Below are 26,014 nucleotides of genomic sequence, written 5' to 3'. Positions count from 1 at the left end.
TTGGAAACAGATTGATCCCGTTTTAATAGGCAATAAAAGACTAATTGGTGAGGGCTAGTCATCAGTCGAAGATGGACAAAACCGCCACTGATTAAAGTCTTATTTTATATGTGTAAATGCAGTTTTTTAATTCGATATTGTAAGTTTTGTCTACTTAATCCTAAAAACTTTGCAGCTTGTGAGATATTACCGTGATATTCTTTTAGAATTTGATTGATATAGTTCTTTTCCATTGCTTCTATTGTGTGTTTTAATGTTTTAGGTGTATCAGTATCGTTATTAGTTAGGAAAGGTTGCGTATTGAATTCTTTTTTTATTCGTTCGCGAAAGCGAGTGGGAAGATGAAACGCTGTAATAATATTTTCATCTTCAACCAAGTTCATTGAACCTTCAATGATATGTTCCAATTCTCGTACATTTCCGGGCCAATCATATGCATACAAGAATTCTCTTACATGTACATCTATATCTGTTACGCTAAGTTCAAATTGAATGTTGTACTTTTCGATAAAGTGCTGAACAAGAGCGGGAATATCTTCTTTTCGTTCGCGTAACGGCGGGAGGCATAAAGTAACGACGCTTAATCGGTAATATAAGTCTTCCCGTAATCGATTGTGTGTAATAGCTTCAAGAGGGTCTTCATTAATAGTTGCTATAATGCGAACATCAATTTCTTTTTCTTGTGTGCCTCCGACTCTTCGTATTGTTTTTTCTTGTATAGCCCGCAGTAACTTCGCTTGAAGTGCTGGACTTAACGAATTGATCTCATCTAATAACAAAGTTCCTCCGTTCGCTTCTTCAAATAAACCGGCTTTATCGATAGCTCCTGTAAATGCACCTCGGTTCGTACCAAATAATAAACTTTCCATTAACGTATCAGGTATAGCGGCACAGTTTTGTGAAATAAATGGTTTGCCTGAACGCTGGCTTTCATTATGGATACTTTGTGCAAATAGTTCTTTCCCAGTGCCTGTCTCTCCTACGAGAAGTATAGAGGAGGATGTACGAATTACCCTTTTTCCTTCCGCAATGATTGATTGAATGGCTTCAGAATCACCAATTATGTGATCAAAGGTAAACTTATTATTTTGTTTTCGGGAAAGGTTTGTTTTCATTGTTTGTTTAGAATTGCTAATCTCTTTTGAAATTTCAATAGCGCCTTTAATTTTTCCATTTTCTATTATAGGGAAAGTATTGTTAATCGTCGTAATTTCTTGCCCTTTATTGTTAAAATAAGTTTGTTTTATATTTTTGTTTGTTTTTCCTAATTTTAATGCTTCTATAAGAGTACTATTTTTATTTTCCTCAAATGCGAATACTTCTAAAGGACTTTTATATAGCACATCTGAGCGCTCCATTGATTCAATTTCCATCATTTTACGGTTATAGATAATCGTTTTACCTTCCTCATTAATAATATGAATCCCGATATCGAGTTCATTGAGCAAAGTTTCATATAGCATATTCATTTCAATGATCTGTTTCAAATTAATTTCTTCTGTACGCATAGATTATCTTCTCCTCATTTCACCCTATGAAGACTGACTTTTTATAATTTTATTAAAATTCTTATAAAACCGCAAAATTTTTTTTGCGATTTTCCTTTTAAAACTTTTTACACGGTAGAAAAAATTTGCGGTTATGAAGATTTTTTTGTGAGGAACCCTCATTTTAAATAGGAATTTAAGATTGGTACGCATTTTGCATAAAGAATAGTTGAAATCTCTAAAGGAGGGATATGCAACGTTTCAGTACCAATTAATAAGAAGGAGGAGTGTATAAAGTGAAGACGGTTATAGTCCTTGTTACGGGAAAGTTGAGAAGTTATTTGTTATGGAAAGTTCTTACGTATACGAATGGGAGAAATTAGCGTTAATTGAAACAATAGATAAACAGAAAGTAGAAATTAAGGTAGGAATCAGTGGGTATATCGAGTCATTAGAAGTAGTAGAAGGACAAGCTATCGCTGATCAAAAGTTATTAATAACAGTGAGGGATGATCTTTTAATAACAGGTAGTGATTAATACTATGTATTTTGCTCTTTTCAATAATTATTTTTCGTATAAAAAAATAAAAACGCTTACATGAAATGGGTTTCCAAAGGGAAAAGGGGGGATTTGTATGATGGATCAAAACCAAGGATTAAAAAGGGAATTGAAAAGCAGACACATATTTATGATTGCACTTGGAGGAGTTATTGGTACCGGACTTTTTTTAGGATCGGGGTATACAATTCATGAAGCTGGACCTGGAGGAGCGATTGTAGCTTATCTTGTTGGAGGATTTGTTATGTATTTAACGATGCTCTGTCTCGGAGAATTAGCTGTTGCGATGCCTGACGCAGGATCTTATCAAACGTATGCTACAAAGCATATTTCCCCTGCAGCGGGTTATGTAGTCGGATGGATGTCGTGGCTAAACTGGTCGGCTACAATAGGTATTGAACTAATTGCAGTTAGTATTTTAATGAAACGCTGGTTTCCTGATGTACCGTCTTGGGTTTGGTGCGTAGTGTTTGCGGTACTACTTTTTGCTATTAACGCGTTATCTTCAAGAAGTTTTGCAGAAGTTGAATTTTGGTTTGCAAGTATTAAAGTCATTACAATCATTGCATTTATTATTTTGGGCGGGGCAGCGATGTTTGGTTTTCTAGATATGAAAGGAAATGAACCAGCACCAATGTTCTCTAGTTTTACTGATTATGGTGGATTGTTTCCAAATGGATTATCCGCTATTTTAATTACGATGATTGCTGTTAACTTTTCCTTCCAAGGAACAGAACTAGTCGGTATTGCAGCAGGTGAGAGTGAAAATCCAGAGAAAACAATTCCGAAGGCAATTAATAATACAGTTTGGCGTATACTCGTGTTCTTTGTATTATCTATTTTTATTCTTGCAGGATTATTCCCTTGGCAACAGGCGGGAGTAATAGAAAGTCCATTTGTAGTTGTATTTGATAAAATTGGTATTCCTTATGCAGCCGATATTATCAATTTCGTTATTATTACAGCGGTTCTATCCGTTGCAAATTCAGGATTATATGCAACTTCTCGTATGCTATGGTCTATGTCTAATCAAGGAATGATTAGTCCGATTTTTGGTAAGTTATCTAAAAATGGTGTTCCTATTTATGCATTGATTGTAAGTACAATTGTAGGTTGCCTTTCATTACTATCAGGTATTTATGCGGAAGATACAGTTTATTTATGGCTACTTTCTATTGCCGGGTTCGGAGCGATATTAGTTTGGGCATCTATTGCTTTATCTAACTTATTAGCTAGAAGGTCATATATAAAGCAGGGCGGAGATGTGAAAGACTTGAAATTTAAAACACCACTGTATCCATTCGTACCACTGCTTGCATTAGTATTAAATGTAACAGTAATTGTTGGTATGGCCTTTATTCCAGAACAAAGAATGGCGTTATATTGTGGAATTCCATTTATGATTGTTTGCTTACTGTTTTACCGTGCGACAAGAAATAAGGCACATAAAGTAGAACATATTGAAAAGATAGATAAAACAGAAGTAGAAAGTTTATAATATTGAGTAATTTAGAGACTGTAAAATTGTAAACAGTCTCTTTTTTTGTGAAAATAAAGCTGGAAACATACTATGTATGCAAAGGGGGATTAGCGATGAATGAAGAAGTTTCACAGCTATTAGAACAGATTGATTTACGAAAAGATGAGTTACTAGAGCTTACAAAAACCTTAATTCGTTTTGAAACACCAGCACCGCCGGCGAGAAACACAAATGAGGCGCAAGAATTTGTTGCACAGTTTTTAAGAAAACGAAATTTTAGTGTTGATAAATGGGATGTATATCCGAATGATCCGAACGTTGTTGGGGTGAAAAAAGGGATAGAAAGTGACACATATAAAAGTCTTATTATTAATGGGCATATGGATGTAGCGGAAATATCAGCAGGTGAGGCGTGGGAAACGAATCCGTTTGAGCCATTTATAAAAGATGGTTGGTTAGTTGGACGTGGTGCAGCAGATATGAAAGGGGGACTGGCTGGGGCACTATTTGCTATTCAGCTATTACAAGAAGCTGGTATTGAATTACCTGGAGATCTAATCTTTCAATCCGTAATTGGGGAAGAAGTGGGAGAAGCGGGTACACTTCAATGCTGCAAAAGAGGGTATGATGCTGATTTTGCAGTCGTAGTAGATACGAGTGATTTACATATGCAAGGACAGGGCGGCGTAATTACTGGGTGGATTACTGTGAAAAGCCCGCAAACGTTTCATGATGCAACACGTAGGCAAATGGTCCATGCAGGGGGTCGTTTATTCGGAGCGAGCGCGATTGAAAAAATGATGAAAATTGTGCAAAGTTTACAAGAATTAGAGCGTCACTGGGCAGTCATGAAAACATATGAAGGCTATCCATTTGGAACAACAACAATTAATCCAGCTGTTATTGAAGGCGGAAGACATGCAGCATTTATTGCGGATGAGTGCCGGTTATGGATAACAGTACACTTTTATCCGAATGAAACACATGAACAAATAATAAAAGAAATTGAAGAGTATATTGGGAAAGTGGCAGCTGCCGATCCATGGCTAACTGAAAATCCACCACAATTTAAGTGGGGCGGAGAATCAATGATTGTGGATCGTGGCGAAATTTTTCCTTCTTTAGAAATAGATAGTGAACATGCAGCTGTAAAAACGCTTAGCTCAGTACACGAATCAATTCTTTCTAAAAATGCAATTTTAGATATGTCTGCAACGGTAACGGATGGTGGTTGGTTTAGTGAATTTCATATTCCGGCCGTTATTTACGGACCAGGTACATTAGAGGAAGCTCATTCAATAAATGAGAAAGTAGAAATAGAACAGTTAATTGAATTTACAAAAGTAATAACAGCATTTATATACGAATGGTGTCATACGAAAAAAATAGATTAGTATGTTGAAATCGTACAGGTATGTATACTTGTACGATTTTTTAGTGAACTATTTCAGAGTTGGATAGAAACAACTGAAATAGTTCTTTATTTTTCTATGTCTTTCGTTTTAGCTCAATTAATTTCTCTTTCGCTAATTCAACAGCAATTGCATCATCTAAATAACCAATTGGAAAGAGATAGTCGGGAATAATATCTGTCGATAAAATGAAATACAGTAATGCGCCGCCAAGGACTGCACGCTCTTCTTTTGGAATCGTTTCATTGCAAAATTGTTGATACATATCCGTTAATTGTTCAATGAAAGGACCAGCACTATCAATTTGTTCTAACTTGCTTGCAAAACTTTCATGAATACGTTTTTCACCCTCTGTTGTTTGCGCATATCGTTCATAGTTTTCAAGTTCTTGTTTTACGCGGGTTGTTGTGTAGTCGAAATCGAATAAGTTAGAGGATTGCAGCGTTTGCTGAATTGTATCAAGAGATGTGTACATATCCGTCTTTTCTTTATTAATGTGAGGAGAATCCGGATACATTTCATCAAATAACAATTGGGGTGGAACTTGCAGACATTCTGCGAATTTTTGTAGGTGTTTTTGTTTTGGCGGTTGTTTACCATTCATAATTCTTGAGATTGTTGCGGGATCAATATTTGTAAGCATTCCGAGTTGACGCATAGATAAGGCACGTTCTTTTAAAAGTTTTTTTATTAATCTACTAAGCCGCTCATTTGGATTTTCTTTAGGCATAGCGAAGGCACTCCTTTTTATTGTTGAAAAAATGTTGAGTATTTATTACATGTATATGAAACAGACAGGCACAGTTGCTCAACATTTTCATAAGATGCATTGAAAAGTGAGAAAAAGGGGTGGCTATTTATGAGTACGGCAGGTCTATTTTCAATTTTTTTAATTGGGATTGCTTCTAATTTAGATAATGCAGGTGTTGGGATTGCATATGGCATTCGTAAAATTAGAATTTCGTGGTTCAACAATTTTATCATCGCATTTTTTGGTTTTTTATTTACTTTATTAGCTGGATTTTTTGGGAACTGGATTGCGTTATTTATTTCAGAGTTTACAGCAAACTTGATTGGAGCAATCGTTTTAGGGATAATCGGTGTGTTTATTTTGTGCCAGCCTTTCTTGGGGCAAAGAAATACCGTAGGCTCTAAAGATGGTAATGTACTTATGGGGATTTTACGTGATCCAGAAAAAGCAGATTTTGATGGTTCTAAAACAATTAGTTTTTCAGAAGCAATTGTTTTAGGGATTGCGTTGTCTATTAATAATATTGCAGGTGGATTTGATGCTGGAGTAACAAACTTGAACCTTTGGCTTACAGCAACTATTTCTGGGGTGTTTAGTTTTATTTGCATAAGTGGTTTTGCGTATGTAGGAAAACGATATTTAGCAGAATACTTAGGGAAATGGGCTACGGTTATTGCGGGCGTGTTATTAATTCTTATCGGGATAGATCAGTTGTTGTAAGGAGAGTAGAAAACAAGGTTCGAGTATTTCCTTGGAAATACAGCAAGGGATTGCATATATCGACGTACTTTTCTCCATACTAATACGGATTTCTTTTAAGAAAGGGGGATTTGTATGGGACGCGGGAAAGCATTTGATCATAAGAAAAAAGGGCATGATCACCAACCACCTAAAGGTGCGTTCATTCATAAAGATGTAAATGAACATACTTTGGAAGAGGAAGAGCTACCAGTAAATATTGAAGCGTATAAAAATAGTTTGAAAAAACATTAAAAGCACCTACATAGGTGCTTTTTTTTAACGTATATCTTCAATTAATTGTTCCGATTCTTCGTGCATACTGTACTCACTTAATACTTGGATACAAAGCCACTTTAATTCTTCGATTGTATGTTCAAGTTCTTCAGGAAGCACATGATGAATGTCTTCAAGTCCCATTCCGAAATGAATAAGTTCAAGTACTTGATCATCGATGTTCCGATCCATTAATAGTTCAAGTACTTCTAAATTGAATATGTATCGGTGAGCTTCATCGAGTGAAACAACTTTTAACTTCAAGCTTTCTACAATACTCAATATAAAAAGAAGAATTGTTTTTTCAAGAACAGGCTGTTTTCCCATTTGAAATATTAGTTTCATCTTTCACACCTCCACATATAGCGCTAGGTTGTACTATATTATTCAGGAGGGAGGAGCAAATATGCATGATATAGAGAAACTTTCAGTACGGTTTTTGTAAGGGGACGGATAGCTGATAAAGTTGAGGATTTTATGAAATGAAAAAATCCTGCTAGTATAGCAGGATAGCTCTCAATTAAAAAATGCTCCAACCTTCTTGAGCAGAAAGAAGTTCAAGAATTTTAAAACCAGCGATACTATTTCCGTTTGCATCTAAAGCTGGTCCGAAAATACCAATTCCCATTTCGCCTTTTACACAGCCGAAAATGCCACCAGCTACACCACTTTTTGCGGGGATACCAACGCGAATCGCAAATTCACCAGACTCGTTATACATACCGCATGTAACCATAAATGTTTTACAAATCTTTGTAATATGCTTAGGGATAATTTGTTTTTCCTTATATGGATCATATCCATCCATCGCAAAAATTAAACCGATACGTGCTAAATCGATACAGTTTACCTCAACTGCACATTGACGAGTGTATAAATCCATCAGTTCTTCGATATCACAATCAATAATTCCGTTTTGTTTCATATAGTAACAAAGTGAACGATTTAAGTAAGCTGTCTCTAATTCTGAATTGGCAACTTTAGAAGAATAATTAATAGTAGGATTATCTGTTATTTCACGTACGAAATGAAGAATGCGATCCATTTTTTCTTCATTATCTTTTCCTGCTAACATGCTTGTAATGGCTAGTGCCCCTGCATTAATCATTGGATTAAGTGGTTTAGAAGGACTTGTCGTTTCTAATTTAATAATAGAATTAAATGGATCACCGGTTGGTTCCATTCCAACTTTAGAAAATACATATTCTTCACCACGATCTAAAAGGGCAAGTGCAAGTGTAATTACTTTTGAAATACTTTGAAGAGTGAATAGTGTTTGTGAGTTGCCAGCATGGATGTATTCTGTTTCTTTATGAAAAATGGCAATCCCTAAATCATCTGGATTGGCATTTCCTAGTTCGGGGATATAAGTAGCAAGCTTTCCTTTTTTCGTATATGGTTTTACTTGTTCTAACAACTGTTGTAAGTTGTTTGTTTCAATGCACTGCATAGTACCAACGCTCCTATTTCGAATTAACTAAGTTTACTTTTCCCGATATGCTCGGAAATAAATAATAACATGAAAAAGTGGAATGATAAAACGAAAGTTGCATGTTCTATAGTGGGTCTTTCGTTTCGCGTATTCTGTAGTGAAAAAGGAGAATTTTCCTTTTATATAACAGTTTGGAAATAGGAGATTTATCCATAAAAAATTCAAAAATAAAAACTACACATCTATACAACTATATGTTATTATGGTTATGTAAATAGAAAGCGTTTTCTAAGGCGTACTTATAATGATAACGATTTCATAAATTGAATTAGGGGGAATTAAAATGTTGCAGTTTCTACAACGTATTGGTAAAGCGTTAATGCTTCCAATCGCAGTACTACCAGCAGCAGGATTATTGCTTCGTTTAGGGCAACCAGATGTATTTGATATTCCTGTTATGGCACAGGCTGGCGCAGCAGTTTTTGATAATTTAGCACTTATTTTTGCAATTGGTATTGCAATCGGTCTTTCAGTTGATGGTAGTGGTGCAGCAGGTCTTGCAGGTGCAATTGGTTATCTAGTTATGAAAAACAGTATTGATGCACTGAGCAAAGGGTATTCTACTGCTGAATTACAAGATAAATTAGGCAAAGTCCAAGATTTAATAGGTAATAGCGCTAATGTTGATCCATCTAAGCTTGCAGATACAATGACACAAGTATCTAAGGCGGCCGAATTATCGACTAAAGTGGATATGAAAGTTTTAGGTGGCATTATTGTTGGTGTTATAGCAGGACTTCTTTATAATAAATTCCATAAAATTAAACTTCCAGAATGGTTAGGGTTCTTTGCTGGAAAACGTTTCGTTCCGATTGTTACATCGGTAGTAATGCTAATACTAGGAATTTTATTTGCACAAATTTGGCCAACAATTCAAAATGGCATTGATGCATTAGCTCACGGAATTGTTAATTTAGGTGCAATTGGTTCAGGATTGTTTGGTTTATTAAACCGTCTATTAATCCCAATCGGTTTACACCACGTAATGAACACATATTTCTGGTTCGTATTTGGGGACTTTACAAATGCAGCAGGTAATGTTGTGAATGGTGATATTGCTCGTTTCCTTGCGGGTGATAAAACAGCAGGTATGTTCATGACAGGTTTCTTCCCAGTTATGATGTTCGGTTTACCAGCAGCATGTTTCGCAATGATTGCGGCTGCTAAACCAGAAAAACGTAAAATGGTTACAGGTATGTTAGGTGGTCTAGCATTAACTTCATTCTTAACTGGTATTACAGAACCAATTGAATTCTCATTCATGTTCTTATCACCAGTATTATATGGTATTCATGCTGTATTAACAGGTCTTTCTTTATTCATTACAACATCACTTGGTATTCACGATGGTTTCTCATTTAGTGCCGGTGCAATTGATTATGCTTTAAACTTCGGTATTGCAACAAAACCAGTATTATTAGCTGGAATCGGTTTAATTTACGCAGCAATTTACTTTGTAGTATTCTACTTCTTAATTAAGAAGTTCGACCTAAAAACTCCTGGTCGTGAAGATGAAGAGGAAGTAGCTGAAGGCGAAGAAGCTCCAGTTGCAGGTTCAATTGGTGAAACTTACGTATTAGCTTTAGGCGGAAAAGAAAACTTAACAGTTATTGATAACTGTGCGACACGTCTACGCTTACAAGTGAAAGATGCTGGTCAAGTAAACGAAGCAGCATTAAAACGTGCTGGTGCAAAAGGTGTTATGAAATTAAGTAACACGAGTGTCCAAGTTATCGTAGGTACAAATGTTGAATCTGTTGCCGATGATATGAAAAAACACGTATAAATAATTAGATAAGAGGATATCCAAAAAGATTGATAACATCAGTTTTTAGAGGATATCCTCTTTTTTTATGTTAAAAATTTAACGGGAATCTTACTTTTGTAAATTTTCTTTTTCTTTTTTATACATATAGGTTGGTAATATGTGCAGTGCGTGATAAAGTAGGGATGACATAGAATGGATTATCCATAATCTACTAAAATAAATCTTTAGTAGAGAGATTAAATTATTGGTGAATAAGGGGAAAAAAGTAATCATGGATCACGAAAAAAATAATGCGAATGGGAAATCACGTCGGCCGATTGTATACATAAAAAGAACAATCATTCTCGTCTTACTATTTTCACTTGTATATTTCATGTATACAAAAATTGTTGCGCATAATAAGAAAGAAGAAACTTTAAAAGCAGCAGCAGAAATGAAGAAACAAGAAGAGCTAAAAAAGAAAGAAGAAAAAAAGAAGCAAGAAGCAAAAAAACAAATAGAGCAGGAAGAACAAGTGAAGCAAGCACAAGCTGCAGAACAGCCTGCTGAGGGACCACCTCAAGAAATTAATGAAAACGCTCAATTAGATCAATATTTGCAAAAAACAGGATTTAGCGGGACAGCGGTTATTGTGAAGAACGGAAAGGTTCTTTTGAATAAAGGATACGGTATGGCGAATAAAGAGAAACAAGTACCGAATAATTCAGAGACAACTTTTTATATTGGTTCTATTTCAAAGGCTTTTGTAGCGACTGCTATTATGCAATTAAAAGATCAAAATAAGTTAAATGTAGAGGATACGATTGCGAAGTATATTCCAGATTTCCCTCAAGGTAAGGGCATTCAGTTAAAACATTTACTAACACATACATCAGGAATTCCAGAGTACGAGCAGGGAACAGAGGATATCTCTCATGAAGAATTGATAAAACGAATAGGAAAGCAAAAGCGTATTGGAAGTCCAGGAGAGAAATGGAAGTATTCCGATTCTAACTATTCGATACTTGCCTATATTGCTGAGAAGGTAAGCGGACAACCGTTAGAAGAGTATATTAAACAACATGTTTTTGCTACTGCTGGTATGAAACATTCTGGTTTTGGTAGAGAGCTAGAACAAACGAGATTTCCATCGACAGGTTATAAAATAGTAAATAACAATATGACAACACCTAATATTCCAAGTATGTCACAACTTTATGGTTGTGGTGATATATATACAAGTGCCCATGATTTATATTTATTTAATGAAGCGCTCTTCTCTGGAAAGTTGATTTCAAAAGAAAGCTACGATCAAATGTTTACAGGTGGAAAAAAAGATTACGGGTTTGGATGGTACGTAGACCCGGGAAGTTATTCGAATCACGGTGTAATGCCAGGCTGGAACTGTTTAAATGGATTTAGTAAAAATGGTAGTGTGTATGTTGTTTTATTATCTAACATTCAAAACAACATTAAATCTTTTGGTAAAGTGAATAATGACATTTATACGATGTTACGAAATATTGAAGTGTAAGAGACTATCCTTTTGGGTAGTTTTTTTTATTGAGGAAGTGTATGTGCAATGAGATAATGAAATAAATGGAAAAGGGGGAGGGGTATGAGTATACATAAGCATCATGAACGTAATGCAAAGCGCATCTTTTTTTTATCTGTTATTGTATGGATTATCGTCGCAATTGGATTAGTGATGGAATATAAAAAAGGGATGCTATTCACTTCGGAGAAAGAAAATCTGAAATTAATAGGTGTTGTACTACCGGCATTTGGATTATTAATATATAGCTTTATAGAAAAACGAAGATCAAAAATGCTCAAACAGGAACATTATAATATAGAGACCTCTGAATTATTGGAGCAACAAAAATTTGTCGTTCGCAAAGAGGTAGGAGTATTTCAAGTAATTACATACTTTGGATTAGATGGAAATACAGTAGGATTTTTAAAAGAAGAGTATGATTTTGTTATTCAAAGTGTATGGCAAGCTGTACTCTCTTTTCTTTTTAAGGGACTACATAAGTAACAATTTTATTTATATAATCAATCGGGAGAAAGATTATTGCGTGTTCAAAAGAAGATGGGAGTACGCAACTTTTATATTTTTTCTAATGTAGATGGAGAGAAATTAGGAGAGTTGAAACAAGTACTAAGTTTAAAAAAGTGGGAATGGATCTTTCTAGGATCGGATGGTAAGGAATTTGGTAAAGTGACTGGGGACTTTTCAGCAACAATGCAGAAAATAGAATGGCGAGATGGAACGCATATTGATGTGAAAGAAGATGGTATTCCGTTAGAAGCTGTTAAGTATTTCTCGGCAAGCGGTGGTTCACTTGTTACAGCTTCTTCTATAAGTGAACGGGCAGAAATACCACGAGCGGTTTATTACAGTGTCTCTGCGATAGTTACAATTAAAAATTAAGAGGTAAAAAAGATAGATGGAATGCCATCTATCTTTTTTATTGTTAGAACATATTGTTTCGTTGAAAAATGTATGTCTTACCTATCACAAAAAGAGTCTGCTTTGTATACATTAAGATGTATGGATATATTTTTATAATTTAAAAATAATAGGAGGAGAAGTGTATGTGTTTATTCGGTAAGTATTGGAAAAAGTTATCGAGATTGTTTAATAGACAATTAGATTATTTTTTAGATAATAAGTTATTGCCTGCTGTGGAACGACTTTTGTTTTCGCAAAACTTCGCGAGGTTTATTCAAAGAAACTCCAAGCAAGCTACGGAAGAATTTATTGAATCAAGTAGATTTCAATCTATTATTTGTAACATTTTAAAAGAATGTAATACATCACCTTTTAAAGAAATTGCAGAGCAGTATTTAGGTAAAAATGTAGAAATTACGGTGACAGTTGGACAGTTAACAGGTGTAATTGTAGCAGTTGGTGATGATTTCTTAACACTGCAAGAAGGAATAGGAACAGAAGTTTTATTACCATTTACAAGTATTATATCAATTAAAGAAGCGTAAGAAAGGAGACTTATATATGTTATTTACTGAAGAATTACGTAACCATGTTGGTGAGCTAGTGCAAGTTGTGACAGCGGTCGAAATTGTTGCGGGTATTTTGTTATCTGTGACAGACGGGGCAGTAAGTGTTCGTACTTCTCCTTCTTATGGACCACCGGAAGATGTAGTTGTACGTATTCCTATCATTTCTTATGTTCGCTTGGAAGGGTAAGCGTGGTACAAGTATGAGGGTATCAGTTATTATTCCGGCGCATAATGAAGCGAGTACTTTATCACAAGTCTTAGTAGAAGTGGAGAAATTGAAACCATATGAAATTATCGTAGTAGATAATGGGTCGACAGATGGAACAAAAGAAATAGCCTTACAACATCATTGCCATGTCATTTATTATAAATATTCTCTTGGTAATGATGTTGGACGGGCAATTGGTGCAAGAGAAGCGAAAGGCGACATTGTTTTGTTTTTAGATGGTGATATCGTCATTGATCATAGAGAGCTGCAACGTTTTATAAAAGGTATTCAGCAAGGCCACCAAATTGTTGTGAATAATTTAACATGGTCCGTTTATTTAAAGATGAGACCGCATTATACGACAGTTGGAAAATTTATGTTGAATCGTTATTTGAATAAAAAAGAGCTTGTTGTTGGATCTTTAATCGCAATTCCGCATGCAATGAGTAGGGAAGTTATTCAGAAGTTTGGTTGGTGGAATTTAGCGGATCCAGCACTATTTCAAGCGATGGCGATGTCTAGAGGAGTAGATATTGTCGATATGGCTTCAGTCGATGTCATTCATACAAATAAAGTGCGTCCTGTTCATACTGGTACATCACCCGGTTCTCCTTATCCGAAAGCGACTAGCCGTATTATGGGGGATCATTTACGTGCTTTGCAATACGTAATCGAAATATATGGTAAGCGTGGCGGCTTTTCGGAAGGAAAGAGGGATAGAGAATTTATAGGAAAGTATAAACCAGTTTTATTACAAAAGAAAAAAGCGAAATATAGTGCAATTATCCCAGTATCAGAAGAAAAGATGACTATAAGATCTGTTATACAAGAAGTGAAAAAATCAGGTATAGATGAAATTATAGTTGTTGCGAATGGAGCGGACGTTGAGACAGTTAAACAAGCAAAGCTAGAGAATGTCATTGTTATTGAATTTGAGGAAGCGCTTGGACATAATGTAGCCCGAGCGATAGGAGCTATGCATGCTACGGCCGATATTTGTTTATTTGTCGATGGTGATTTTGTTATTCCAGGGGAAAAACTAATTCCATTTTTACATGCTATCGAAGATGGAAATGATGTGGCATTGAATGATTTACAGTGTTTATTAGATATGTTTCATCCGGCAGACCCAATTAGCATGGGAAAATATTTTGTGAATTTGGTAGCGAAACGACCAGATTTATGGAATAACTCATTAACGGCAGTACCACATGCTATGCATAAAAAGGTAATAGAGAAAATCGGATATGATTCTCTTATCATTCCACCACTCGCTCAAATGAAAGCTATTTTGGAGGGATTTTCTATTACAGCGGTAGACTTTGTAGATGTCATAAAAACAAATCGAGTACGCCCAGAGCAACATGGATTTGTAAATGGGCGTATTCCAGCATTTGATCGTATTTTCGGTGATCAACTTGAGGCGATTGCATATTTATTGCAATCCACAGACGAGCGCGGGAGTTTTACAGATGGAGAGCGGAATAGAAATATCATTCAACAATTGAGAAAGGAAGAAGAGAATACAGATGAATGTTAGTAGTACAGTTGCCATTATCGGATTAGGATATGTTGGTCTTCCTTTGGCAGTTCATTTTGCAGAGAGAGGACATACAGTGCTTGGATTAGATAAAGATACTAGAAAAATAGAATCAATTATACAGGGAGAAAGTTATATTCCAGATGTTTCTTCTAAATTGTTACAGAGTTTATTGACTAGAAAAAAATTAATAGTCAATACACCGGATCAAGGTATTGCTGATTTTCAAAATAGTGATTATGTTATTGTCACTGTCCCAACTCCAATTAATGAACAAAGAGAACCGGACTTAAGTGCCCTCATTTCAGCTTCGCATTATATACAACAAAACCTTCAAAAAGGACAAACCTTCATTTTCGAAAGTTCCACATATCCAGGTACGCTCGAGGAAGTTATTATTCCGATTATTTCTCAAACAGGAAAAAAGGTAGGAGAAGATTTCTATATTGGGTATTCTCCTGAGAGAATTGACCCAGCTAATAGTCACTATTCAGTTCAAACGATTCCAAAAGTCATTAGTGGACAAACAGAAATGTGTAAACAAAAAGTACAGGCTTTGTATAGCACTATATTTGATGTAGTTGTTCCAGTTAGCTCCCCAAAAGTAGCAGAAATGTGTAAGCTATTTGAAAATATTCAGCGCTTAGTCAATATTTCATTAGTAAATGAGTTAAATACACTATGTGAAAGTTTAGGAATTGATTTTTATGAGGCACTTGAAGCGGCATCTACAAAACCATTTGGGTTTACTCCATATTGGCCAGGACCAGGGATAGGGGGACACTGTATTCCGGTAGATCCTTTATATTTCCAGTGGAGAATAAAAAAGAATGGAGCAATTAGTCAATTAATTGAGGCGGCACATGTAATTAATGAGGAAATGCCAGAGAAAGTGGTCCGGAAAGTAAAAGGTGTGGTGCAATCACCTGCAACGGTTTTAATTGTAGGGATTGCATATAAAAAAGATGTAAATGACTTAAGAGAATCGCCAGCGTTGCCAATTATTGAATTGTTAATAAAAGCAGGATATGAGATAGCGTATCACGATCCATATATTTCTTCTGCAAAATTTGGAGATAAGGTGTATCAATCTGTTTCTTTGGATGAACAAGTCGTTAAACAAGCGGATTGTATTTTAATTTTAACAGACCACTCTAATATCGATTGGAAGGTTTTTAAAGGGATAAAGCAAGTCATAGATACACGTGGAATTATAAAGAAGGTGAGTGTATGAGTAAGAAATGTTTAATCACAGGTGGAGCAGGATTTATTGGATCGCATTTAGCTGAAGAGCTGGTGAAAAGAGGTTATGATGTCACTATCGTTGATAACTTCTATAAAGGGAAAAATAAATATCATGATGAGTTAATGAAAGAAATTCGGGTTATTCCAATAAGTGTTTTAGATAAAAATTCTATTTATGAATTAGTAAATCAACATGATGTAGTGTTTCATTTAGCAGCAATTTTAGGTGTGAAAACGACAATGGAAAAGAGCATAGAGCTTATTGAAACGAATTTTGATGGAACGAGAAACATTTTACAAGCAGCGCTAAAAGGAAAGAAGAAAGTAGTTTTTGCGTCTACTTCAGAAGTATATGGTAAGGCAAAGCCGCCCTTTTCTGAAGAAGGAGATCGATTATACGGTGCAACCTCTAAAATACGTTGGAGTTATGCAATTTGTAAAACGTTAGAAGAAACATTATGTTTAGGATACGCTTTAGAAGGTTTACCTGTAACGATTGTTCGTTATTTTAATATTTATGGTCCAAGAGCGAAAGATGGTCCGTATGCAGGGGTAATCCCAAGATTTATCCGTGCAGCACTGCGAGGAGAAGACATTCTCGTATATGGAGATGGAAAGCAGACACGTTGTTTTACGTATGTAAGCGATGCGGTAGAGGCAACGATTCGAGCAATGGATGAGAAGGTAAATGGTGAGATTATTAATATAGGTTCTGAGAATGAAAAGAGTATAAAAGAAGTAGCAGCAGTAATAAAAAAATTAACGAATTCTTCTTCAAAAATTGTTCAAGTTCCTTTCGAAGAGGTATATCCACATGGCTTTGAAGAAATTCCAAATAGAAGACCAGATGTAACGAAATTAAGAGAACTTGTTCAATTTCAAGCGAAAGTAACGTGGGAACAAGGGTTGAAAGAAACTATTAAATGGTTTCGTGAAGAAAACAATGGCTAAGTCACTATCGATTATTATACCTGTATGTAATGAAGTGGATACGATTTCAGACGTTATTCAATCGGCAAAAGGATTAAATCCAGTAGAGATTATTGTAGTAGCAAACGGTTGTAACGATGGTACAGAAGAGGTTGCTGATCGTTTAGGGTGTAAAGTAATCAAGTATACAGAGCTACTGGGGAATGATGTGGGCCGTGCAGTTGGCGCAAAACACGCGATAGGTGATGTATTACTATTTATAGATGGAGATTTTGTTATTCAAACTTCAAAGTTACAATTATTCCTAAATCCAATTTTACATGATCAGGCCGACATCGTTTTAAATAATTTGGATGCGTTATTTTTAAAGAAACAAAAACCGCACTCAGTGACAGTGTGGCGCCAAATATTAAATGCAATGTTAGAGAGTGAGGAGTTAAAAATTGACTCTTTATTATCTGTACCTCATGCGTTGACGAAAGAAGTTGTTCAAAGCATTGGGTATGAATGTTTTGTTAATCCTATTGTCGCTCATTTACGTCTTGTTCAAAGCAAATGGAGAATTAGTCGACATTGTGCAATTGACGTTATTACACCAAATAAATTTCGGCCGACCGAGCATGCTGCGTATGGCACGGGTCTTTCTCATTCTGAAAAACGGATGATAGGTGACCATATAGAAGCTGTAGCGGAGCGAATAGTAGGTAGCGATGAGCGCGGAGGGTATTATGATGGAAATAGGAAAAGAGATAGTGTCTATCATACTTTAGATTTTGAAGATTTTTATCAAGGATGGGGCGTTACATCGAATTTGTATAAGGGAAAGCAATTATCGGTCATTATTCCTGTACAAGATGAAGAGAAAACAATTGGAAACGTTATAGAAGAACTTCGCAAAATTGAACCTTTTGAAATTATCGTTGTTGTAAATGGTTCGTCTGATCAAACAGCAACGATTGCAAAAGAAAAGGGAGCAACGACAATCGTATATAAAGAAGCACTCGGAAATGATGTGGGGCGCTCACTTGGAACGTATTTCGCAAAAGGAGAAATTGTATTATTTATAGACGGCGATTTTGTTATTCCAGCGAGTGAGTTATATCCTTTTGCGAAAGCTATTGCAGATGGAACAGATGTTGCATTAAATGATCTAAATCATTATTTAGATTTAAGAGTACCGCTTCATCTTGTAACTGCATTTAAATATGCATTAAATTTAGCTTGTGATAGAAAAGATCTAGGTGTAGGCTCTCTTATTGCTGTACCGAATGCATTTAGTCGTAAGTGTTTGAAAGAAATTGGATATAGATCTTTACTGGCACCGTGTGTAGCTCAAGTGAAAGCTATTCTTTCAGGATTTGAAGTTGCATGTGTAAGTCGTGTTGAAGTCGATAAGATGAACCGTATTCGACCCAGTGAACATTTTGCTAAAATAGGTCATCCACCAGCTGTACTTCGAATTATTGGTGATCATATAGAAGGGTTAGAGCAATTAATTGCATTAACAGGCAGTCGTGGTGGATTCCATGATGGAAATAGAAAAAGAGATATTTTATAGGTAACAAAAAAGTGTACAACATATGTACACTTTTTTGTTCTGTTATAAAAACTATAACAGATTAGGAGATAAGAGTATTACAGCTCTACAATGGGTATTGTTTTTATATTACAAAATAGGACTCGTATATAAGAATACCAAAAAAATACAATTAAGGAAAGGGTTAATTGTAAAGACTTTAAAATGAAGTTAACACTATGTATATAGTAGTTTGCTCAACATTTCACAAACATGTCACAACTATTTCGTTCACTTTCGTAAAAAAGTAGTATTCTAAGTGTGTAAGCTGTTATATAAAAAATCTTAGTCCTGTACTAATCAAAAATGGAGGAGATTAGGATGACTCAAGTATTAGAAAATGTTAAAAATGCATGGGAAAACTTTAAAGGTGAAAAATGGAAAGCAGAGATTGATGTTCGCGATTTCATTTTAAATAATGTAAACGTTTACGAGGGAGATGAATCTTTCTTAGCGGGAGCAACTGAAGCAACGAAACAACTTTGGGATCAAGTAATGGATTTAACAACGAAAGAACGTGAAAACGGTGGCGTTCTTGATATGGATACAAAAATTGTTTCTTCTATTACATCACATGAACCAGGATATTTAAATAAAGAGACTGAAAAAGTAGTCGGTTTCCAAACTGATAAACCATTTAAACGTTCTTTACAACCGTATGGTGGTATTCGTATGGCGGAACAAGCTTGTGAATCTTATGGATACGAAATGGATAAAGAGCTTAGTCGTATTTTTAGAGATTGGAGAAAAACTCATAACCAAGGTGTATTTGATGCTTATACACCAGAAATGAGAGCTGCTCGTAAATCAGGTGTTATTACGGGTCTTCCAGATGCATACGGACGTGGACGTATTATCGGTGACTACCGCCGCGTAGCATTATATGGAGTAGATCATTTAATTGAAGCGAAGAAAGCAGATTTAAATTTAACTGGCGGTGTAATGAGTGAAGATACAATGCGTTTACGCGAAGAGTTATCTGAACAAATACGTGCACTTCAAGAGTTAAAACAAATGGCTGCTTCTCATGGCTTTGATATTTCTAAGCCAGCAACAACTGCTCAAGAAGCATTCCAATGGTTATACTTCGCATATCTTGCAGCAATTAAAGAGCAAAACGGAGCTGCAATGAGTCTTGGACGTACTTCTACATTCTTAGATATTTATATTGAAAGAGATTTAGCAAATGGTACTTTAACAGAAGAAGACGTACAAGAAATTGTGGATCACTTCATTATGAAATTACGTCTTGTGAAATTTGCAAGAACACCTGATTATAATGAATTATTCTCTGGTGACCCAACTTGGGTAACTGAGTCTATCGGCGGTATGGCATTAGATGGCCGTCCATTAGTAACAAAGAACTCATTCCGTTTCTTGCATACACTAGATAATTTAGGACCAGCTCCAGAACCAAACTTAACGGTTCTTTGGTCTAAACAATTACCACAGAACTTTAAAAACTACTGTGCGAAAATGTCTATTAAAACATCAGCAATTCAATATGAAAATGATGACATTATGCGTGCTGACTACGGCGATGACTACGGGATTGCTTGTTGTGTATCTGCAATGAGAATCGGTAAACAAATGCAATTCTTCGGTGCACGTGCAAACTTAGCAAAAGCATTGCTATATGCGATTAACGGTGGTAAAGATGAAAAATCTAAAGCACAAGTTGGTCCTGAGTACGCACCGATTACTTCTGAAGTATTAGATTATGAAGAAGTTATGCATAAGTTTGATATGACAATGGAATGGTTAGCGGGTCTATATTTAAACACATTAAATGTTATTCACTACATGCACGATAAATATAGCTATGAACGTATTGAAATGGCACTTCACGATACAAATGTTCTTCGTACAATGGCAACAGGTATCGCGGGTCTATCTGTAGTAGCAGACTCTTTAAGTGCAATTAAATACGCAAAAGTAAAACCAATTCGCGATGAAAACGGAATTGCAGTTGACTTTGAAATTGAAGGAGATTTCCCTAAATACGGTAACAATGATGACCGTGTAGATGAAATTGCTGTAAATCTTGTGAAAACATTTATGAATAAACTTCGTAAACATAAAACATATAGAAATTCTGTTCATACAATGTCAATCTTAACAATCACATCTAACGTTGTATACGGTAAGAAAACTGGTAACACTCCAGATGGTCGCCGTACTGGAGAACCATTTGCACCAGGTGCGAACCCGATGCATGGACGTGATACAAAAGGTGCGTTAGCTTCATTATTATCTGTAGCTAAATTACCATATGAAGATGCACAAGATGGCATTTCTAATACATTCTCTATTATTCCAAAAGCACTTGGTAAAGAGGATGAAGTACAAGTACGTAACTTAGTATCAATGCTTGATGGTTATGCAGTAAAAGAAGGACATCACTTAAATATTAACGTATTTAACCGTGAAACATTAATGGATGCAATGGAACATCCTGAGAAATATCCACAATTAACAATTCGCGTATCTGGTTACGCTGTAAACTTTATTAAATTAACTCGTGAACAACAAATCGATGTAATTAACCGTACAATGCATGAAAGCATGTAAATGAAAAAAGTGTCCCTCTGCATTTTATAAATAGCAGAGGGAGGCTGTTTCAATAAAGGAGGAAGTAACATGGTAAAAGGAAGAATTCATTCTGTAGAGTCTTGTGGTACTGTTGATGGCCCAGGAATTCGTTATGTCATATTTACACAAGGGTGTTTATTACGTTGTCAATATTGTCATAATGCTGATACGTGGGAGATCGGTAAAGGAAAAGAAATAACAGTCGAAGAAGTAATGCAGGATGTGACATGTTACCTTCCTTTTATTGAAGCTTCCGGAGGCGGTATAACAGTTAGTGGTGGGGAACCATTATTACAACTAGATTTCTTAATTGAATTATTTAAGAAGTGTAAGGAAATTGGAATTCATACAACAATTGACTCTTCGGGTGGTTGTTATTCTGAAGAACCAGAATTCCAAAATAAGCTAGATATTTTAATGGAGTACACAGATTTAGTTTTATTGGATTTGAAACATATTGATTCAAAGAAACATCGTAAATTAACAGGAAAACCAAATGAACATATTTTACAATTTGCTCGTTATTTATCGGATAAGAATAAACCGATTTGGGTACGACACGTATTAGTTCCTGGCATTACTGATAATGAGGAGGATCTACAAAAACTATCTAGTTTTATTCAAAGTCTGTCTAATGTTCAGAAAGTTGAAGTGCTACCATACCATAAGCTTGGTGTATATAAATGGGAGGCACTTGGGCATAAGTATCCACTCGCAAATGTAGAACCGCCTACTGAAAAAAATGTAGAAGAAGCAAGACATATTTTACAAGCAGTCTAATCCAAATGTTGGGTTAGGCTTTTTGCTTTCTTTACAATAAAACCTAGAGTATATATGGAGAAAAGAGTATACTGAAAATAGAATATCCATATTTTTGTAAGGAATAAGTGGAGAAATTTACATAATTGTAAAGGGAAATCAAAATAGTAAAAAGAATTAAGAAGTAAAAGAGTGAGTATCATGGAATAGAGAACATTTGTAAGTTATTGCGAAAGCTCTTATAGGAAAGTATAATGTAAAGATATGAGCACAGATAGGATTAAGGGGTCAATCTTATATGCTTTGCATATCCACGACAGGTACATAGCTGAAAGAGAAATATTAGAGTCTGTTTATGTAATTTTTAAGGAAAATGTTTTTCCTATTGTCGTATATGCAATATGGAGAAACAATAAGCTAGGAGTGGATTTGTTTGATAAAAAACCCCAAGGTTTTAATATTAACTGCACATTACGGAAACGGTCATGTGCAAGTAGCGAAAACATTAGAACAAACATTTCGCCAAAAAGGAATTAAAGATGTAATTGTATGCGATTTGTTCGGAGAATCACATCCGGTTATAACCGATATTACAAAATATTTATATTTAAAAAGTTATACAATAGGAAAAGAATTGTACCGCTTGTTTTATTATGGCGTGGAAAAAATTTATGATAAAAAAATAGCATCTTGGTATGCTAATTTTGGAAGAAAACGTTTGAAATTACTTTTACAAGCGGAGAAACCGGATATTGTTATTAATACGTTTCCGATTATAGCTGTACCAGAATTAAAAAAGCAAACAGGTATTTCAATTCCTGTGTATAACGTATTAACGGATTTCTGTGTGCACAAAATATGGATTCATCGGGAAGTAGATCGTTATTTTGTAGCAACTGATCACGTAAAAGAAGTTATGGTTGATATTGGTGTGCCTGCGGAGCAAATTGTTGAAACTGGAATTCCGATTCGTAGTAGTTTTGAGTTAAAGATCAATTCAGATATTATATATAATAAATATCAGTTATGTAAGAATAAAAAGATTTTACTAATTGTAGCAGGTGCTCATGGAGTATTAGGAAGTGTAAAAGAACTATGCCAATCATTTATGTCAGTACCTGATTTACAAGTAGTTGTTGTTTGTGGGAAAAATGAAGCGTTAAAACAGGATTTGTTAGGGTTACAGGAAAAAAATCCTGATGCATTAAAAGTATTTGGTTATGTAGAAAATATTGATGAACTATTCCGTGTTACTTCTTGTATGATTACAAAGCCAGGCGGTATTACGTTAAGTGAAGCGGCAGCATTGCAAGTACCTGTCATTTTATATAAGCCTGTTCCAGGACAAGAAAATGAAAATGCGATGTACTTTGAAAGAAAAGGGGCTGCAGTTGTCATTCGTGATGATAGTGAGGTTTTTGCAAAAACAGAGGCGTTATTACAAGATGATATGAGGCTTCTTCAAATGAAAGAAGCGATGAAAAGCATTTATCGTCCAGAGCCAGCTGATCATATTGTGGATACAATTTTGGCAGAAAACCATGTAGAACCGAATCATATACCTATTAAATCACCTGCTCTTGCACAATCATTTACTTAATATGAAACCCTCTTTTGTATGTTTAAAGAGGGTTCTTTATTATTTTCGAAGATAAAGACTTATCCACATAAAGAGTGCGCTTTCATTAAACAGTAAAGTCGGAATATTAACAACTATATCCACATTATCCACAATTTTTAGAAAAATATCCACAATTCTAACATTTGATGTGCGTTACGATATATAAACTGGTGAAAGGTTTGCCTAATTTATTCACAATTCTATAAATTATGTGGATAACGTTATCCACATAAAAAAGGTTCCTTATTTATAAGGAACCTTTTTCCTACTCTATCACGTAGAAAAAATATGTAATGAGAATGAATAATTAGGGGGGGAGAACTTCTAATTATTCATTCTCACTTTAAATACTTTTCGAGCGATAACCCGCTGCGCGATCTGCTTTACGAAATTCTCGTTGGTAGAGAACTTCTTGTGTACTAGATAATGCGTTTTTTGCTTTATCACGTTTCTTTTTATCCATTACAAATCACCTCGTGTCCTAAAGTCACTATTTATCGTTTCCAAAGACATGGGGTGATATACGTATATATCAAAATGTTAATGGTTAATTATTATTTCTGAAAATTTAGATTATGCTTCTTTTAAGTGATGAGAATCTTGGAACGTTGTATCTCGCATTGTAGCAAGTGTATATTGATCTTTTGGAATTTCATATAAGTTATATACTTCTTCATTTGCGTTAATTTCATCATAAACGGCTTTTCTTGTTTCGTTTGCTAGGTTTACATATTGTAATTTTTCTGCAGCTTTAATAGAACGAATATTTATTTTGCGAATACGCATAAAGATCGTTTCAATATCTAACTCGTAGAAAAGTTCGCTAAAAAATGAATCTTTTGCCAATTTATTGTAGCCTTTTCCGTGATAAGGTTTGCCAAGCCATGTTCCAAGGAATCCGGCTTTTTCTTGCACATCAAATAAAGTAATTGTTCCGATAGGGTTACCCCATTCATCTAAAATTGTGCGTGAAATTAATTCCCCACGCTCTTCAGCTTCAATCGTTTGTTTCGTTAAAAATAAATATTCCTCATAAGAATAAGCCTTTTGACGCACAAAAGGGAAGACAGCTGGATCCACCATTAACTCGTATAGAACGTGGCTGTCGTGTAAGTCGCGTTTTTTCAACATACTAACTCCTCCTCACACGAGGGTAGCATGACGAAAAAACACCCCACCCTCGAAATTTTTATATCAATCTTTAAAAAATTTCGGGGTGGGAATCGAACCCACTAGAACCAGTTTCTAACGCTGGTGGCGCACCATTTGCCTTCCCCATTCATCAATTTGAAAATGATAATCACGACACAAATTGATTATGGTTTCATTCAGTTTATAATCGTATAATACTTTATCTAGTCAAAAAAATAAACTAGTTTTTTTTATTTTTTTTGTAAATTATTTTTCCATCAATCATAGTTAGTACAGGCTTGGCTAAATAATGGAAAGGATGATGGGTCCAGAGCACAAGATCAGCGTCTTTTCCAGCCTCAATGCTTCCAATTCTATCCTCTAAACGTAAATTTCGCGCTGGAAATATAGTGATTCCTTCTAGTGCAGTTTTTTCGTCTAATCCTTCCCTTACTGCGACAGCAGCACAAACATTTAAATATTGAATGGGTGTATAGGGGTGATCTGTTGTGATGGAAACTTCCACTCCATTTTTTGATAATATATGGTAAGTATCCCATGTTTTATTTTTTAGTTCGATTTTAGAACGGCGTGTAAGCGTGGGGCCAACTGAAACCTTCAAATTGTGTTTTGAAAGTTCTTCAACAATAAAGTGTCCTTCTGTACAATGTTCAATACGTAAATCAAGATTGAACTCTGTTGCAAAGCGTAGAGCGGAACTAATATCATCTGCTCGGTGAGCGTGGATACGTACGGGTATTTCACGGCGTAATGCTTTTAAAATAGGAAGCATTCGAAAATCTGCTTCATGCCCGTAGTGCTGTGCTTCATAAAATGATTCCCGAAGTAATCCCATAATTCCCATACGCGTAATGGACTCTTTTGTTCCATTACTATGGACTTTTTTAGGATTTTCGCCAAAGGCAATCTTTAAGCCAGCAGGTTCTTGAATGATCATATGATCAATACAAGTTCCGGCTGTTTTTATTACACAAGTCGTACCACCGATAATGTTTTGACTTCCTGGCATAACGTGAACAGTTGTAATTCCATTTTGTACCGCATCTTTAAATGCAATATCCAAAGGGTGGATTCCGTCTAAAGAACGGATATGGGGTGTTGAAACTTCAGACGTTTCATTTGCATCATTGCCAGCCCAACCAGTACCTTCATCATAGAGACCAAGATGGGTATGGACATCAATAAATCCAGGTAAGAGATGAAGAGCACGTGCGTCTATAACTGTCATATCTTGAGTAGGTTGAATGGAAGGCTTGACCTCAGCAATTTTTTCTCCTATAACGAGTACATCCCCTTGAAATTTTTGGGATGTAATAGGATAGACAATGGCTTGTTTGAGCAATATTTTCATAGGTACCTCATTTCTGTTACTTTATAATGTTAATGGAATGTAAGGGAAAGTAACTGAAAGATTATTTGTGT

Annotated in this window: 24 protein-coding genes and 1 pseudogene; 18 read left to right on the top strand and 7 right to left on the bottom strand. The window is 35.3% G+C overall.

Annotated elements, in window-relative coordinates; genetic code table 11:
* Window positions 1-104: 104 nt before the first annotated feature.
* Entirely contained in the window at window positions 105-1,508 is a 1,404-nt protein-coding gene (locus QCI47_RS25695) for a sigma-54 interaction domain-containing protein (protein ID WP_001258438.1), read from the bottom strand.
* Between the two features lie 325 nt (window positions 1,509-1,833).
* Between QCI47_RS25695 and QCI47_RS25690 the strand changes: the two genes are divergently transcribed.
* From QCI47_RS25690 to QCI47_RS25680, 3 genes are all read left to right on the top strand, one after another.
* The gene (locus QCI47_RS25690) at window positions 1,834-2,025 is read left to right on the top strand and encodes a biotin/lipoyl attachment domain-containing protein (RefSeq protein ID WP_483299107.1); all 192 of its coding nucleotides are present in this window, start codon (window positions 1,834-1,836) and stop codon (window positions 2,023-2,025) included.
* Between the two features lie 97 nt (window positions 2,026-2,122).
* Window positions 2,123-3,544, top strand: a complete 1,422-nt coding sequence (locus tag QCI47_RS25685) for an amino acid permease (protein WP_309422964.1) — start codon at window positions 2,123-2,125, stop codon at window positions 3,542-3,544.
* Between the two features lie 95 nt (window positions 3,545-3,639).
* Window positions 3,640-4,920: an acetylornithine deacetylase gene (locus QCI47_RS25680; protein WP_061536350.1), complete on the top strand. Its 1,281-nt coding sequence runs from the start codon at window positions 3,640-3,642 to the stop codon at window positions 4,918-4,920.
* A 94-nt stretch (window positions 4,921-5,014) separates the two neighbouring features.
* On the opposite strand, the gene QCI47_RS25675 is transcribed toward QCI47_RS25680, so the two are convergent.
* Window positions 5,015-5,668 (bottom strand): helix-turn-helix domain-containing protein, encoded by a 654-nt coding sequence (locus tag QCI47_RS25675; protein ID WP_001123717.1) that lies wholly within the window; start codon window positions 5,666-5,668, stop codon window positions 5,015-5,017.
* Between the two features lie 129 nt (window positions 5,669-5,797).
* On the opposite strand from QCI47_RS25675, the gene QCI47_RS25670 reads away from it, so the two are divergent.
* Both QCI47_RS25670 and QCI47_RS25665 read left to right on the top strand, forming a co-directional pair.
* Complete coding sequence (locus QCI47_RS25670) at window positions 5,798-6,409, top strand: manganese efflux pump (protein ID WP_000100725.1); 612 nt, start codon at window positions 5,798-5,800, stop codon at window positions 6,407-6,409.
* Between the two features lie 114 nt (window positions 6,410-6,523).
* The gene (locus tag QCI47_RS25665; protein WP_000532409.1) at window positions 6,524-6,682 is read left to right on the top strand and encodes a hypothetical protein; all 159 of its coding nucleotides are present in this window, start codon (window positions 6,524-6,526) and stop codon (window positions 6,680-6,682) included.
* A 24-nt stretch (window positions 6,683-6,706) separates the two neighbouring features.
* Here the strand turns inward: QCI47_RS25665 and QCI47_RS25660 are convergent, their stop codons facing one another.
* Window positions 6,707-7,048, bottom strand: coding sequence for a DUF3969 family protein (locus QCI47_RS25660; protein WP_000766603.1), 342 nt, complete (start codon window positions 7,046-7,048; stop codon window positions 6,707-6,709).
* A 175-nt stretch (window positions 7,049-7,223) separates the two neighbouring features.
* Window positions 7,224-8,153 (bottom strand): glutaminase A, encoded by a 930-nt coding sequence (gene glsA / locus QCI47_RS25655; RefSeq protein WP_001149849.1) that lies wholly within the window; start codon window positions 8,151-8,153, stop codon window positions 7,224-7,226.
* Between the two features lie 69 nt (window positions 8,154-8,222).
* Here glsA and QCI47_RS25650 point away from each other — a divergent pair, with 69 nt between their 5' ends.
* The 13 genes and pseudogenes from QCI47_RS25650 (at window position 8,223) to QCI47_RS25590 (ending at window position 23,419) form a co-directional block, all read left to right on the top strand.
* A complete protein-coding gene (locus QCI47_RS25650; RefSeq protein WP_001992445.1) occupies window positions 8,223-8,336 on the top strand; it encodes a hypothetical protein in 114 nt (37 codons plus the stop codon).
* Between the two features lie 142 nt (window positions 8,337-8,478).
* Window positions 8,479-9,981, top strand: coding sequence for an N-acetylglucosamine-specific PTS transporter subunit IIBC (nagE, locus tag QCI47_RS25645; RefSeq protein WP_000938895.1), 1,503 nt, complete (start codon window positions 8,479-8,481; stop codon window positions 9,979-9,981).
* A 253-nt stretch (window positions 9,982-10,234) separates the two neighbouring features.
* Window positions 10,235-11,476 (top strand): serine hydrolase domain-containing protein, encoded by a 1,242-nt coding sequence (locus QCI47_RS25640; RefSeq protein WP_071742198.1) that lies wholly within the window; start codon window positions 10,235-10,237, stop codon window positions 11,474-11,476.
* An 84-nt stretch (window positions 11,477-11,560) separates the two neighbouring features.
* A pseudogene (locus tag QCI47_RS25635) lies at window positions 11,561-12,379 on the top strand (sugar ABC transporter ATP-binding protein).
* Between the two features lie 164 nt (window positions 12,380-12,543).
* Entirely contained in the window at window positions 12,544-12,945 is a 402-nt protein-coding gene (locus QCI47_RS25630; RefSeq protein ID WP_000335520.1) for an LSm family protein, read from the top strand.
* Window positions 12,946-12,961: 16 nt separating this feature from the next.
* A complete protein-coding gene (locus QCI47_RS25625; protein ID WP_000899481.1) occupies window positions 12,962-13,156 on the top strand; it encodes an LSm family protein in 195 nt (64 codons plus the stop codon).
* Window positions 13,137-14,717: a glycosyltransferase family 2 protein gene (locus QCI47_RS25620; protein ID WP_139339160.1), complete on the top strand. Its 1,581-nt coding sequence runs from the start codon at window positions 13,137-13,139 to the stop codon at window positions 14,715-14,717. Before QCI47_RS25625 ends, QCI47_RS25620 begins: the two co-directional genes overlap by 20 nt.
* The gene (locus QCI47_RS25615) at window positions 14,707-15,951 is read left to right on the top strand and encodes a nucleotide sugar dehydrogenase (protein ID WP_353811983.1); all 1,245 of its coding nucleotides are present in this window, start codon (window positions 14,707-14,709) and stop codon (window positions 15,949-15,951) included. Before QCI47_RS25620 ends, QCI47_RS25615 begins: the two co-directional genes overlap by 11 nt.
* Window positions 15,948-16,913, top strand: coding sequence for an NAD-dependent epimerase/dehydratase family protein (locus QCI47_RS25610; RefSeq protein WP_000037033.1), 966 nt, complete (start codon window positions 15,948-15,950; stop codon window positions 16,911-16,913). The genes QCI47_RS25615 and QCI47_RS25610 overlap by 4 nt, the downstream gene beginning before the upstream one ends.
* Window positions 16,906-18,450: a glycosyltransferase family 2 protein gene (locus QCI47_RS25605; protein WP_001129992.1), complete on the top strand. Its 1,545-nt coding sequence runs from the start codon at window positions 16,906-16,908 to the stop codon at window positions 18,448-18,450. The genes QCI47_RS25610 and QCI47_RS25605 overlap by 8 nt, the downstream gene beginning before the upstream one ends.
* Before the next feature lie 339 nt (window positions 18,451-18,789).
* The gene (gene pflB / locus QCI47_RS25600) at window positions 18,790-21,039 is read left to right on the top strand and encodes a formate C-acetyltransferase (RefSeq protein ID WP_000195487.1); all 2,250 of its coding nucleotides are present in this window, start codon (window positions 18,790-18,792) and stop codon (window positions 21,037-21,039) included.
* 69 nt (window positions 21,040-21,108) lie between these two features.
* Window positions 21,109-21,840, top strand: coding sequence for a pyruvate formate-lyase-activating protein (gene pflA / locus QCI47_RS25595; protein ID WP_000238472.1), 732 nt, complete (start codon window positions 21,109-21,111; stop codon window positions 21,838-21,840).
* A gap of 412 nt (window positions 21,841-22,252) precedes the next feature.
* A complete protein-coding gene (locus QCI47_RS25590; RefSeq protein ID WP_000594702.1) occupies window positions 22,253-23,419 on the top strand; it encodes a diglucosyl diacylglycerol synthase in 1,167 nt (388 codons plus the stop codon).
* A 364-nt stretch (window positions 23,420-23,783) separates the two neighbouring features.
* On the opposite strand, the gene QCI47_RS25585 is transcribed toward QCI47_RS25590, so the two are convergent.
* From QCI47_RS25585 to QCI47_RS25575, 3 genes are all read right to left on the bottom strand, one after another.
* The gene (locus QCI47_RS25585; RefSeq protein ID WP_000358480.1) at window positions 23,784-23,903 is read right to left on the bottom strand and encodes a YfhE family protein; all 120 of its coding nucleotides are present in this window, start codon (window positions 23,901-23,903) and stop codon (window positions 23,784-23,786) included.
* 110 nt (window positions 23,904-24,013) lie between these two features.
* A complete protein-coding gene (locus QCI47_RS25580; RefSeq protein WP_000914738.1) occupies window positions 24,014-24,571 on the bottom strand; it encodes a GNAT family N-acetyltransferase in 558 nt (185 codons plus the stop codon).
* Window positions 24,572-24,812: 241 nt separating this feature from the next.
* Window positions 24,813-25,943 carry an amidohydrolase gene (locus tag QCI47_RS25575; RefSeq protein ID WP_000698301.1) on the bottom strand — a complete coding sequence of 377 codons (1,131 nt, stop codon included), beginning with the start codon at window positions 25,941-25,943 and terminating at the stop codon, window positions 24,813-24,815.
* Window positions 25,944-26,014: the final 71 nt, after the last annotated feature.

The organism is Bacillus cereus group sp. RP29 (genome assembly GCF_040459765.1).
Taxonomy (GTDB): Bacteria; Bacillota; Bacilli; order Bacillales; family Bacillaceae_G; genus Bacillus_A; species Bacillus_A paranthracis.
This window is presented reverse-complemented; position numbering and strand designations above follow the sequence as displayed.